General features: G+C 44.1%; 11 protein-coding genes and 1 pseudogene. 8 read left to right on the top strand and 4 right to left on the bottom strand.

Annotated features, from left to right (window positions below):
• Positions 1 to 478 precede the first annotated feature (478 nt).
• Positions 479 to 931, top strand: coding sequence for a helix-turn-helix domain-containing protein (locus tag F6J99_RS31025; protein ID WP_293118718.1), 453 nt, complete (start codon positions 479 to 481; stop codon positions 929 to 931).
• Between the two features lie 303 nt (positions 932 to 1234).
• On the opposite strand, the gene F6J99_RS31020 is transcribed toward F6J99_RS31025, so the two are convergent.
• Positions 1235 to 3154, bottom strand: coding sequence for a TonB family protein (locus tag F6J99_RS31020; protein WP_293118716.1), 1920 nt, complete (start codon positions 3152 to 3154; stop codon positions 1235 to 1237).
• Between the two features lie 174 nt (positions 3155 to 3328).
• The gene (locus tag F6J99_RS31015; RefSeq protein ID WP_293118714.1) at positions 3329 to 4039 is read right to left on the bottom strand and encodes a precorrin-2 C(20)-methyltransferase; all 711 of its coding nucleotides are present in this window, start codon (positions 4037 to 4039) and stop codon (positions 3329 to 3331) included.
• A gap of 40 nt (positions 4040 to 4079) precedes the next feature.
• On the opposite strand from F6J99_RS31015, the gene F6J99_RS31010 reads away from it, so the two are divergent.
• Together F6J99_RS31010 and F6J99_RS31005 are read left to right on the top strand one after the other, a co-directional pair.
• Positions 4080 to 4784, top strand: coding sequence for a lipase (locus tag F6J99_RS31010; protein ID WP_293118712.1), 705 nt, complete (start codon positions 4080 to 4082; stop codon positions 4782 to 4784).
• A gap of 436 nt (positions 4785 to 5220) precedes the next feature.
• A complete protein-coding gene (locus tag F6J99_RS31005; protein ID WP_293118710.1) occupies positions 5221 to 7332 on the top strand; it encodes a pentapeptide repeat-containing protein in 2112 nt (703 codons plus the stop codon).
• Positions 7333 to 7368: 36 nt separating this feature from the next.
• Here F6J99_RS31005 and F6J99_RS31000 read toward each other — a convergent pair whose 3' ends face one another.
• Positions 7369 to 7974, bottom strand: coding sequence for a Uma2 family endonuclease (locus tag F6J99_RS31000; RefSeq protein WP_293118708.1), 606 nt, complete (start codon positions 7972 to 7974; stop codon positions 7369 to 7371).
• A 173-nt stretch (positions 7975 to 8147) separates the two neighbouring features.
• Between F6J99_RS31000 and F6J99_RS30995 the strand changes: the two genes are divergently transcribed.
• The gene (locus F6J99_RS30995; protein ID WP_293118706.1) at positions 8148 to 8561 is read left to right on the top strand and encodes a hypothetical protein; all 414 of its coding nucleotides are present in this window, start codon (positions 8148 to 8150) and stop codon (positions 8559 to 8561) included.
• Here F6J99_RS30995 and F6J99_RS30990 read toward each other — a convergent pair.
• Positions 8445 to 9776: a transposase gene (locus F6J99_RS30990; protein WP_293118704.1), complete on the bottom strand. Its 1332-nt coding sequence runs from the start codon at positions 9774 to 9776 to the stop codon at positions 8445 to 8447. The two genes, F6J99_RS30995 and F6J99_RS30990, sit on opposite strands and share 117 nt — an antisense overlap.
• Between F6J99_RS30990 and tnpA the strand changes: the two are divergent.
• From tnpA to F6J99_RS30970, 4 genes and pseudogenes are all read left to right on the top strand, one after another.
• Positions 9732 to 10213 (top strand): annotated as a pseudogene (gene tnpA / locus F6J99_RS30985) (IS200/IS605 family transposase); the annotation flags it as partial. The gene F6J99_RS30990 and the pseudogene tnpA sit on opposite strands and share 45 nt — an antisense overlap.
• A gap of 258 nt (positions 10214 to 10471) precedes the next feature.
• Positions 10472 to 11518 carry a WD40 repeat domain-containing protein gene (locus F6J99_RS30980; protein WP_293118702.1) on the top strand — a complete coding sequence of 349 codons (1047 nt, stop codon included), beginning with the start codon at positions 10472 to 10474 and terminating at the stop codon, positions 11516 to 11518.
• A 764-nt stretch (positions 11519 to 12282) separates the two neighbouring features.
• The gene (locus F6J99_RS30975) at positions 12283 to 12957 is read left to right on the top strand and encodes a response regulator transcription factor (RefSeq protein WP_293118700.1); all 675 of its coding nucleotides are present in this window, start codon (positions 12283 to 12285) and stop codon (positions 12955 to 12957) included.
• 24 nt (positions 12958 to 12981) lie between these two features.
• Positions 12982 to 13540 (top strand): CHASE2 domain-containing protein (locus F6J99_RS30970; protein WP_293118698.1); only part of this gene is annotated, 559 nt, incomplete at its 3' end.

Raw genomic sequence — 13540 nt, 5'->3', positions numbered from 1 at the left:
AAAGATCATGGCGTAGGTTGGGTTGAGGCAACGAAACCCAACACCAGTCAGGCTTTTGTTGGGTTACGCTATCGCTAACCCAACCTACGGGAGAATCAGCATTTCAAGGGTTTTGTCAGTCAATCAGTTGAGAAACCTTCCAAGTCGTGTAGTAGTAATGATGTAGAACGTATCTCCTGCTGGCAGTTTCCCGATGACTGAGTCAGCAGAATCGGTGTTTGGAAGGGGCAGGGAATGTGATTGACCTTGGCCAAAAGGCCACGCTTAAAGCGATTGACCGTAGGTCACGCTACGCGATTGGCCTATGGCCACCCTGCGCGAACGCTATATCAAACTTGTCTCAAGTCCGACCGATAGCACACCTAAGGTCAATTTACAAAATTTTCCATAGCCTTCTCCTTTTCCTTTATAAGGGGTTGCTTCATCCTTGTTTTTCCTTTATAATACAACTATCGGAATAGTTTAAAAAAAGAAACTGATGAACAAGTGCGTTTGTACTACCGAAGCGGCATCTCTCCTTGGAATCTCTTCGAGACGATTGCGACAACTCCTAGAGAAGGGTCGCGTCCGGGGTGCTTATAAAAGTGGGAAATTCTGGATTATTCCTCTGTTCAACAATATGCCCCAAATCATTAAAGGCACTAGAGGACCAAAAGGCAAATGGCGTACCAGTCGTCCTCCGGCTCTAGCCAAGATTAATGTCAACCGCAATCACATTGGCTCAAATATCCACAAACGCCCGGAAGAACGCAAACCAGTGATTTCAGTAAAACGAAGTGGCAACAATGTATACGGCAACCAGGTAGAAATCCTCGGCCCTTGTCGGATTACCTATCAGCCAGATAACCCACTGCCTTGTGGCGCTCGTCTATGGATCGAAACCTTCAGTGATGTCCACTTCATCGGTGGCAGTTTCCCTGCCAGTCGCTAAGACGCTTCAAGATTGTCTGTCAGAATGGTGAATGCAGAATGGAGAATGAAGAATGCAGAATGGTGAATGCAGAATGGTGAATGTAGAATGTAGAATGCAGAATGTAGAATGTAGAAGGCAGAATGTAGAAGGCAGAATGGTTAATTCTTAATTCTTAATTCTTAATTCTTAATTCTTAATTCTTAATTCTCAATTCTCAATTCTCAATTCTCAATTCTCAATTCTTAATTATTAATTCTTAATTCTAAAATAATGTTAATGCTCCATTGACCAACAACCCAGGCTTTAACTAACAGAAAGCTCTTATTTACATGACCTTGAGGATGGTGTTGTAAAGGAGTCTATTCTGTTGCGCCTGCGAGCTGATCTAGATTTGAACTTGCACGCTTTATCCTCTTGTGAGTTTTGGTTTTCAGTGGCTGCTGCTGCTGGAACGGATTCTTTCCCTGAGTTTTCATTAGTAGCTTGAGCTGGCTTGACTGGCACAGCTGTAGTGTTGGTCCTATTTTCCTGAGTAGTATTTTCCTGAGTAGCAGTATTCTCCCGCACTGGTACTCTCACCCTTGTGGGTTTAGGAGTATTTTCCTGACTAGGAGTATTTTGCTGTACAGGCACTGCTCTAGGTCTAGGAGTATTTTCCTGAGTAGGAGTATTGTCCCGCACTGGTACTCTGACTCTTGTAGGTTTAGGAGTATTTTCCTGAGTAGAGGTATTCTCCCGCACTGGTACTCTCACCCTTGTGGGTTTAGGAGTATTTTCCTGAGTAGAGGTATTTTCCCGCACTGGTATTGATACCCTCCTGGGTTTAGGAGTCGAGTCTTGGCTAGAGGTATTCTCCCGCACTGGTACTGATATTGTTCTGGGTCTAGTGTTGGAATTTTCCCTAGCACTATTCGGTTTTACTGGAACTGATACTGTCCTATTGTTATCGGTAGAGTTATTATTAGCAGAGTTATTGCTAGGGGTTTCTGGCTTAGGCACTACTATTACTGGATTGTTGGCAGCAGCGTTTTCCCCACTAACAGTATTTGGCTTTGCTGGAACTGGCTGGTTAGCAGTTTCTTGGAAAACCGATAGACTAGGACAGTTGCCTTGATCATAGTCAAAGGCTACTTTGACCTGGTAGGGTTTTGTTGTACCAGTTTGGTTGTTAAACTTGCGGAACTGAATATCTTCCAGTGCCTGCTGATTTAAAATGCCGTACCCTGCACTCTGAATCAGCTGTGCATTAGTCACTTCACCATTAGCACCTACTAAAATTCCGAAGACTGTTGTGCCTTCTAGTTTCTTAATACAAGCGTCTTTCGGATAAGTAGCACTAACTGTTATTGCTTCTGGTATGACTTCCTTTTTGGGTAAGGTATCCTTTACCAAAGCCATCCATTCCACCAGGTTTTTCCTAGCTTCCTCATCACTGGTATTGGTTACATCTTTTTTCAGTTGCTTCCGCCGCATCCGCACTTGAGCCACTAAATTGTTCTGACGTTGTCGTGCGATCGCAACAGCACTAGAAGGTACTGGTTTAGTAGGCTCAGAAGGAGGAGGGGTGATGGAAAATTGTGGTGGTGGAGGAGGTGGAGTAACCGATACCGGTGGCTGTTGGTTAGGAACCTCTAATGGGTCAGGAATCTGGTTGCTAGAATTCCCAAATACTGGCAAGGAACCGGTCTGGAAGGAACCTGGATTCAAAGACTCTGTATCGAATGTGAATTTAGGTTGCGGTGGTGGGGCTGGTAGTGGTGTCCTGGGTTTTGGTGGTAGCTGGATCGGGAAAGACCCTCTGGTGATAATCGGTCTTTGGCGATTTAGCAGTGGTAAAGGATACTTGCCAATTGTGGGTAAGGGTTTTATCGGTAAGGATCTCAGAGGTGGGGGTGTGGGAATTTTTTTCAGGGGCTTGAGAGGAGGTATTGAAGGTAGCGGTGGTGGAGGGGGTGGGAAAGCACTAAATAACGAAGGGATGGAGGGATTGCTCGGAGTCTTGGCATTTGGTAGAGCTGGCAGGGTCAGTGGTGGTGCAGCCGACTTGGGCACACGGCTCAGTTGTTGAGGGCTTAACTCCAACACTTGCACCATTGAGTCTCCCTTAGGCTTTTGATTCTTCAACAAATCACCTAAGATCGGTACGATTAGCATATGAACCCCCAGAGAGGCGGTAACTGAAATCACTAGGGGGTGACTCAGCATTTCTGGGATGTTTTTAATTAAAGAAGCATCGGACATGGCAGTTATTTTTCACTTATTTCCATGGTTGCTAATAAGCTCTCGGCTGAGGAGATGCTTATTCAATTCAGTCTTGGCAAATCTATTGAGCGATCTTGCTGGGGCTAGCTATAACAACTACATCGATGGCTGAAACATTGCTATCTATTGGTTTGCTATCTATTGGTTTGCTATCTATTGGTTTACCTTAACAATTAGCAGAGAAAAATAGGGTAATGCCAGATTAGGGCGATCGCATAAATTACGATATATCACCTGCTCCGGTAGAGTTGCTCGTTCTACCACATAGGCATTTTCCAACAACTGATGTCGATGCAGCACTTGCCACACCTGCTTATAAACCGAACTGACTTTGAGCAGGACTACGACATCTGCCCAAGTCAAAACCTTTTCCAGTTCTTCGACATTATAGAGAGCTGGTAGCACGACCAGGCGCTGATCACGAATGGTCAAGGGTAATCCCAACACCGATGCTGTAGCCATGGGGGAAGATACCCCTGGTACAGTTTGAATCAGGCTTTCAGGATGCAACTGTTGTAGCCTCTGTGCCAAATAGGTAAATGTGCTGTAAAAACTCACATCTCCTTCGCACACAAATGCTACATCTTGCCCTAATCCTAGATAATTCCAGACTTGCTCAGCAGCAACTTGCCATGCTTGGGTCAAGATAGCGGTATCCTGCACATATGGAAATGTCAAGGGTAACTGCACCTGATGATTCTCCAACCATTGAGCGACAATCTGTTGAGCCAGTCCTGGTTTTCCACGGACTCCAGTAGGAAAGGCTACTACTGGTGCCTGTTTCAATATACGTAGTGCTTTGAGGGTGATCAGGTCAGGATCCCCAGGACCAACACTTATACCATAAAGTGTACCTAGTTTCACAAAAGTTTAAAATTATCTATAAAATTTAAAATTACCACCGATGCCATTACCAACTGTTATTTTACCGGGCTATTTTGCTAGCGCTAGTGAATACCGTGATTTAGAACAATCACTACAACAGCTAGGGATTGCCGCAACTACTGTACCAATACGCCAACAGGATTGGTTTCCTACCCTCGGTGGTCGCTCTGTGGTGCCAATTTTGCGAAAAATCGACCAAGCTGTTAAACAACAGTTGGAGAAGAATAACACATCACAGATTAATTTAATCGGTCACTCTGCTGGTGGCTGGATTGCCAGGATATATCTAGGAGAAAAGCCTTACACGATTCATGGAGATGTTACTGATGACTCGGTAGGGTTATGGAATGCTCATTCCTATATCTCTACCTTGGTGACTCTGGGAACACCCCATCTCAGTCAGGAACGTTGGACTAAACGCAATCTTGATTTTGTGAATGATAACTATCCAGGAGCCTTTCACCAAGATGTCCATTATATTTGTGTCGCTGGTAAGGCTATTTATGGTAAGCGACGTTTAGGCAGCTGGTTGGCTTACAACAGTTACAAGCTCACTTGTGGAGAAGGGAATTGCTGGGGAGATGGGATTACTCCCATTGCTGCTGCTCATTTGGCTAGAGCCACTAATATTACTCTTGATGAGGTGTTCCATTCTCCTAGGAGGAAGGGGCTTTGGTATGGTTCACCTGAGGTAAGGGAGGCTTGGGTGAAGTGTTTAGGTTGAAGGTTATTTGGTTGAAGGTTTATTTGGTTGAAGGTTGAAGGTTGAAGGTTGAAGGTTGAAGGTGTAGGGTGCGTTAGGGGCGGGCGAGCCATGATTTTTCGCTTCTTCGCCCCTTGTTGAAACAGCCCGCACCGTAACGCACCATCAGGTGAAACAGCTTTTAGCAGATGCACCCTATCTAGAACTTAATGCGATCGCGTTTAGCGGTTCCTTCCCAGTATCGCAATGGTAGAAGTGGGTTTCAGCTACAACAACCTATCCCTGGATATTTGTCTGGAACAGTATGTAGATTAAGAAACACAATTAATAGGGTTTATTAAGAATTATTACCAGTTGATTGACAACAAGCGTTTATCATCCTATTAGTATTAAAACTAAACTTCCTGACTCCCGACTCCCGACTCCCTGTTCCCTTTCCTAGATATGATTCTGACTGATGAAAGCTAAAGAAGTTCTGAGACGATATGCAGCAGGAGAAAGGGATTTCCGCAGGGTAAATCTTAGAGGTCAATCGTTTCAGGGGAAAGACCTTTCAGGGGCAGATTTTAGTGAAGCGGATATTAGAGGAACAAATTTTAAGAATGCTAATCTAACAGGAACTCAGTTCTGTAAGGCGAAGGCTGGATTACAAAAACGGTGGGCAATTATTCTTCTTTTGGTTTCCTGGATAACCTCAGGAGTATCTGGAATTTCCTCCTTATTTGGTGGGCTGTTAGTAGTGTCAATAGTTAACTCTAACCCCGAACAAGAGCAAGCCTTCGGCTGGATAGCTTTGGTTGTAATAATTGTCTTATTTGCTGTTATATTCCGTCAAGGTATTGGAGGTGCCGTAGCCGGAGCTATAGCCGTAGCTATAGCTACGGCTATAGCCGTATCCGGAGCTATAGCCGTAGCCGGAGCCGTAGCCGGAGCCTTTGCCCCAGGAATCTTTGCCCTAGCCTTGGCCCTAGGCGTAGCCGTAGCCGGAGCCTTGGCCTTTGCCTTGGCCCTAGCCTTTGCCCTAGCTGGATCCGTAGCCTTTGCCGTAGCTGGAACCTTTTCCCTAGCCTTTGCCTCATGTGCCTTTGCCGTAACCGTAGCCTTGGGCTTTGTCTTTGCCCTAGCCTTGGCCTTGACCTTTGCCCTAGCCAGAGCCGAAGCCGCCGTAGCCTTTGTCATAGCCTTACTTGGTTCCTACCTGGGCTGGCGTGCTCTAAAAGGGGACCCCAGAGATGCCTGGATTCGCACTATTGTTATTGCTTTTGCTGCTACAGGAGGAACCAGTTTTTACAAAGCTGACCTAACCGATGCTAATTTAAAAGAAGCTACCCTCAAAAGTACAGACTTAAGGGAGGCTAATCTTACTCGTACTTGTTGGAAAAATACTATTAAGCTTGACCGAGCTAGACCAGGTAAAACTATCTTAGCTGACACAGCTGTCAGAGAATTATTGGTTAGTGGTAATGGTTACAATAAGTCTTATGTTAATGGTAATCTCAGAGGTGCAAATTTAAGAGGGGCTAATTTAAATAAGGCTAATCTAAAACAGGCTGATCTTAGGGAAGCAACTTTAGAGGATGCTAATTTAGAATGGGCTAATTTAAATCTAGTTGAAGCAATTGGTACTGATTTTACTCATGCTTATCTTACGGGAGCTTGTTTAGAAGCGTGGAATATTGAAAGTAGTACTAAGCTAGAAGATGTTGATTGCCGATTTATTTATCTGTTAGAAAACCCTGAGCCTAGAACAGATAACCGCGAGCGTCGTCCAAGTAGTGGTGAATTTAAACCAGGAGAATTTACCAAGCTATTCCAAGAGGTCTTAAATACTGTTGACTTTATTTTCCGGAACGGTGTTGATTGGAAAGCTTTTGTTGCAGCTTTCCAAAAAGTCCAAGTAGAGAATGAAGATACCGAACTAACTATTCAGACTATTGAACATAAAGGGGATGGTGTAGTTGTTGTTAAGGTAAGTGTTCCCCCTGACACGAATAAGGAAAATATTCATAGTGACTTCACGCAAAACTATGAACTTGGCCTCAAAGCTATGGAAGAAAAATATAAAGCAGAACTAAAAGCTAGAGATGATCAGATAGTAATTTATCGTGAGCAAAGTGCGGAGTTAATCGAAATTATTAAATTACACGCTAATAAACCTATTCAAAGCATTATTGATGTTATAGCTAAAGCGGAGAATGATATGTCAGATAATCCACAGAATTTTAATATAGACCAAAGGCACGCTATGAATGCTAATGCTCCGGTGGTCGCAACAGGCGACAACGCTACACAAAATATTGAGAATCATAATGTGACACCAGAACCAACCCAAAGTTTAGCGGAAGCAGCAGCTGAAATTCAGCAATTACTCCAACAACTAGAGAAAAACAATCCTACCGCCACAGAAGTACAGCAAGAAGCCTTTGTCAGTGCAGCCATTACACCAACCAAGAAAGAAAGGCTAGTTAATGCTCTCAAAGAAGGTGGTCAAGGAGCAATTGAAGAATTCCTTGATAACCCATATTTGAACGTAGCAATTAGAATTATTGAAGGGTGGAGAAACCCTTAATTTTACAAGTGACGATGGTGCTGATAACTCCTACCCTTACCAGATTTTCCCCAGCTTCAGCACGAAACCCGGCAGCACCGACTCATCCCCCTTTACCGTAGCAGGATTGTCCAACTGCTCCACTTCCCCACCAGGACGGTAAATATACACTCGACGATTATTGGGGTCAATCAACCACCCCAACTTCGCACCATTGTCTATGTACTCTTCCATCTTGTCTTTGAGATCTTTGACGCTATCACTGGGGGAACGCAATTCAATCACAAAATCTGGGCATAGAGGAGCAAATTTTTCCTGTTGTTGAGGTGTTAGGGCTTCCCATCTTTCTAACTTTACCCAAGAAGCATCAGGGGAGCGCTCCGCACCATTGGGAAGCTTAAAGCCAGCAGAAGAGTCAAAACCCTTGCCTGTGCCATCTTGTTCTACCCAACTCCACAACTGACCATTGAGACTGAAATTTCGACCTCCGGTTCCACTGCCTGTTGGGGGCATAATAATTATTTCTCCGTCTGATGTGCGTTCAATCCGTAAATCTCGATTAATCTGACAAAATTCAAAAAACTGGTCATCATCCATGTCCAATGCTGGGGGCATCCTCAGCACAATCGGATTAGTTTCAACAGGTGTGGTGGCTACTGTCATGATTGAGCTACTTCCCGCACAAAAGAGTTTTTTCTATTCTAGTTACTGGTACTTATGTATCCCATCGGTTTGGTACCGGTGGGGTTTGGTTTGGTGCGTTCGCGTAGCGTGGCCCAAAGGGCTAATCGCCTTTTTGGGAACTCTATAAGTGTAAGCTTATTGAGAAAGTAATCATGACCAAGCAACAGAGTGTATTGTTCACCCTAGCTGGAGCAGCAGCGGGAGCTAATCTATCCTCGACTATTGGCGGTGTGGGATTAGTCGGGGGGTTTGGTGGCGTGGGCATTGGTACGACCACGATGACAGGTATAGGAGAAATAACTGGCGCTGCTGCTTATGGCGCTGTTAGGGCGATACAGGAAGGGGATCTTATTGCCATTGGGCCAGTGGGACTGGGAGCGGTTACAGGGGCTGGTATCTCTGCCACAGTAGGTGGTATGGGACTGAGTTGTGACTACTCCCACATCAAATCAAAGATTATGATGTGGGCTTCTCAATCTCACAAAAGAGACTTGCTGTTCCTCGGCGGAGCCGACGCTTGCGCGAACGACATCCTGTGCCGATTTACCACAGCCATCAAGCGGTAGTCCAACCGCCAATAGTCCACGATTTAAAATGTTAATTCCGCTATTCCAATCACGTTCGCGCAGCGTCGGCTTCGCCGAATCAACTTTGAGGTTGCAACTAGAACAGCAATGAACGCGTTCGCGCAGCGTCGGCTTCGCCGAATCGCTTAAATTTTTCTCGACTCTAGAACCACAGTTAAAACATTCGATGCTTGTACCGCGTGGATTGACTTCCTGAACTAACAAGCCGCGTTTGACCGCCACTGCTTGTAATATCTCCAGAAACGCCCCCCAAGCTGCATCATTTATTGATTTAGCCAGTCTGGTTCTAGCAAGACCTTTTATGTTTAAGTTTTCGTGAGCGATTAGGTCGTATTTACTGCACAACCAATGAGCAACCTGATAATGGAATTCTTTTCTGCATCGGGTCAAATGAAGATGCAACAAGGCTACTTTGTGCTTGGCTTTTTTCCAATTGTTTGACCCTTTCACTCGACGAGACATTATTCGCTGAGCCTGAGCAAGCTTTCCCTGGGCTTTCCTGTAAAATTGCGGAATAGGTACCGCTTCTCCATCAGAAGTGGTCAAGAATTTCTCTAAACCAACGTCAATACCCACGGCAGACTTGACTGAATCTAAGGGTAGTAGTTCAGGTACGGTATCATCTTTCATGGAGAGACAGCAGTACCAACCATCGGCCTTTTTGACAATGGTGCATTGCTTAAGGGTAAAACCTACAGGTAATGGTCGATGCATTATGACAGGCATTGATCCAATTCGGCTTAATTTTAAAACGCTGTCAATTAAATGCGCACCCGCTTTAGAGCTATTTACCCTGGGGAAAACAAACGATCGAAGCTCTCCCGTTTTCTTAAAACGAGGTCTACCTCCACGCTTGCCGTTAACATCAGGTTTTCTCCATCTGTCCCAAGCTTTGTTGAGACGTTGTAAGTTTACCTGTTGGGTTTCTGCATAGATCTTCTTGTACTCAGGAAATAGCTTTTTGGTTTCTTTGAGATCTGCTTGCTGAGTGTAATAGTTTACCGGCTCTGGAATTTCTCCAATTGGCTCACTCACTAAACTGCACCTGTCGATCGCAGAACGAGTCCGATTTAACCAGTCAAGCCGTTGACCTAAAGCGTAGTTCCAGTGACGACGCAGTAGTTCGAGCCACCTTTCCATGATGGCGACTTGTTCGGGACTGGGATTGATTCGGTAACAGTAAGTGAGTATCATAAATTTATTGTAGCACTTGCTGTCAAACTATGAAAGGTAATTAGACAAAAGTAAACAGGTTTGTGTATCGTTTTACTGTACATATTGTACTTGTCACCAAGTACAGGCGACAAGTCATATCAGAACAAATTTTGATTAGGTTAAAGCAGATTTGCTCTGATACTTGTGTCACATGGGACTGCAACCTAGTAGAGTTCAACGGAGAGGAAGATCATATTCATTTGCTTGTTGACCTTAATCCTAAGGTTGCTCCAGTCAAGCTAATAGCCAATATCAAAACTGTAACCAGTAGATTGATTCGTCAAGAATTTTCTTAGTGCTTAAAGCGGTTTTACGGTGACAAAAAAGTTTTCTGGACAGGTTCTTATTTTGTGGCTTCTTGTGGCGGCGTTACTATCGAGCAGCTAAAGAGTTATGTCCATAACCAGAATACCCCGTCAGGTAATTCCCCTCCCGCTAACCCTCCGGGTATAACGGGAGACCCCTTCCCTGTTTACGTTGGGGGGACAGCCATCGGGGTTAGTATGTCTTCGATCGCTGCTGCTGGTGGAGTCGTTGGACTTGGTATTTATGGCTTAGCCAAGATGTTCTCTCAGCAGAAATCCTATAACCAGGCGATGATGAACCTAGAAATCCTAGCTGAAATATCCTTGGAACAAAGGTTTAAGGATTTAGACGTTGAAGAATAATTACAAGTGCTTAAAGCAAACCTTTTGGGGGTAAATCAGTCTAAACCAACAGAAAAACTAGGCAATGCTGAGCTTTCCTATAAACAAAAGTTTAGTGATATAGATATTGATAAAGAATTACAAGTGATTAAAGCAAACCTTAATAATTTAATAACTGTTAAATCACATCTAGATTTGAAATGTAATACTATTCTCAAAGGACATATAGGAAACGTTAATTCCGTTGCTATCAGTCGTAATAGTGATATTATTGCCAGTGGCAGTGATGATAGAACTGTAAAACTATGGCATTTAACAACAGGGAAATCCATTTACACTTTCTTCGGACAAGGAGGAGAAGTTCAGGCAGTAAACATTAGCCCCAACGGACAGATGCTGATTGCTGGTGGCTTTGATAACGTGATTACCAGTTGGAAGTTACGGACAAAAACCTTCTCTGGCATCTTCAATAAACCAAATTCTCCTTTCAGTCATGGAGCTGTGGTTTCGGATCTTGCTTTTAGCCCAAATGGTAAAATCCTGATCAGTGCTAGTGGTGATGAGACCATCGCAGTTTGGGATAGCTTGAGAGGAAAACTAATCCACACAATAACTGATCATTCAAACATGGTTAATTGTGTTGCTATTAGTCCCGATGGTCAGACTATCGCTAGTGGTAGTAATGACAAAACCATTAGACTTTGGAACAGACGCGGGTATCAACAGCGCTCTATTCTTACAGGACATACAGGATGGGTAACTTCCATTGCTATCAGTCCTGATGGTAAAACTATCGCTAGCGCGAGCGCTGACAAAACCGTCAGACTGTGGAATCTCCACACTGAAAAACTAATCTTTTCTCTAACTGGACATTCAACAGCGGTGCTTTCCATTGCCATTAGCCCTGATGGAGAAACAGTAGTCAGTGCCAGTATAAACGAGATTAAACTTTGGAGCCTACGGACTGGAAAGCTACTGCGCAATCTGAATGGTTGTTATCCGGTTACTTTTAGCCCTGATGGACGAATCCTAGTAAGTGGAGGCGGCAAGGGTAAGATTAAGATTTGGCGTTGATTGAGATGTCAGCCGTCAGCCGTGGGCGTAGTGCATTAGCTAAATACTGATAGCTGAATGATTATCCCATGTAATTTAGGGATTTATTTTTGCGATCGCGTAGCGTGACCTACGGTCAATCGCATTCCTCTAACCATCTATATATAATCTTCTCAAGACCAATATCAGATCAGCATCAGAGCTATTGTAGCCATTAGTTAAACAATATACCCATGTTTAGTAGGGATTTGTTTTTGCGTTCGCCTAGCGTGGCCGTAGGCCAATCGCATTCCTATAAGCATCTATATGTAATCTTCTCAAGACCGCCATCAGATCAGCATCAGAGCAATTTTGTCCATTAATCGACCTCAAAAGCTGAATCTCCCTGGATACCCTTTGCTAACTAGAGGGTTAGGAATAGTTGGCAGAAGATTTTAGTGGCAGTATGTAGTTTTCAGCAATCCTACTGACCGAATTTTACTAGTTCTTGTCTTAAACCAGCAATCAACTTGGTAGACAAGGGGATTGCTTTATCTATCTGTGTCTTTTTAAGCTAAAAGTTCAGTCAGCAGTGGTTTAACTTAAGAACCATGACAGAAAAAACCTGGCTGTATAGCACTACCCATTAAGGTGTTTGACATTGATAAAAGCAGCAAAAGCTGTTTTAGTAAACTTTTGCCTCTTGCCTCTTGCCTCTTGCCTTCCGCGTAGCGCTGTATTAACCCCTCGTTGGCTAAATTGCAACGATAGGTTCCAATGGTGAATAGCAAACATTGAAGGAATTGATGATGAGCCAAGATTTACCAAAGCCAGGGAAACTGAAGCTGCTTGTGGTTGATGACCACGAATTGATGCTGGGTGGAATAATCGACACCCTACGACGGAAGTATCCAGAAGCGGAAATCCTAACAGCTCAAACGTTCCAGAGCGCTCTGGAACAACTGGAACGATTTCAGCTTGACCTTGTTATTGTAGATCTTTCCATTCCAGAAGCTTCTGAGAATACAGCTAAAATCGACACCGGTATTAAACTATTGCAGATAGTGATGAAGCAATACCCCAACCTCAATCTTGTGGTGCTCAGCACTTACCTCAAAGCTCTGGTGCGGATTAAGGATGAGATTGACGAGCACAAAGGGGGTTTCACGGTGGTAGATAAGGGTTTCTCCGGTCAGGTTATGTTAACCAGAGTTGACTGGGCATTGCAGGGATTAACCCATACAAAAGATCTAAAGATGCTCAAAGGAGAAGTCAAGCCAGAGTGGCTGGAGGTAATCACCCTAGCATTTCATGAGGAATTGCAGGATAAGGCAATTGCTGAGCGTATGAAGATAGCTCCCCGAACTGTGGTTCACTACTGGACGAAAATTCGAGATGTTCTGGGTGTTTATCCTGAAGACGGGAAGAATCTCCGAATTAAAACCGAGATGCGAGCCAGAGAAGAAGGGTTTATTGATTGATAAATTAAGCAAGGAAAAAACCTGTTGTTGCTAAGTATTTGGCCAAAAATAAAAAACAAAATTGCTACCTGGCGTGGAGGAGAACTGCCAGGAATTGCAGTGATTGGACTGGTAATGTTAGCCCGTCTCAATGGGTCACTTCAATTTAGCGAGTGGATCACCCTCGATACTTTTCTGCGCCTGCGTCCTTCTGAACCTATGGATGAACGGGTTGTTATTGTTGGCATTGATGAAAAGGATATCCAGGATGTAGGAACCTATCCCATACCGGATCAAGATATTGCAAGGCTGCTCCGGAGATTGGAAACCTACAAACCTAGAGCAATTGGTCTTGATATTGTTCGGGATCTACCAGTTGAGCCAGGTCACGAGGAACTGGTTGAAGCCTTTGAGGATATCAAGAATCTGATTGCCATTGAAAAAGTATTACCAACTAAAATTAAGCCACCACCCGGATTTCCCCCGGAACGGATTGGTTTCTCAGATGTTATTCCAGATCAAGATAGCAAGCTCAGGCGCAGTATTCTTGGGATGTATAGGGATGAAACTAGGAAAGAATATGTATTCTCCCTGGCTTTACTGA

The sequence above is a fragment of the Moorena sp. SIO4G3 genome (assembly GCF_010692305.1).
Classification (GTDB): domain Bacteria; phylum Cyanobacteriota; class Cyanobacteriia; order Cyanobacteriales; family Coleofasciculaceae; genus Moorena; species Moorena producens_A.
Note: the sequence above shows the minus strand (reverse complement) of the source record. Positions and strands in the feature narration are given on the sequence as shown.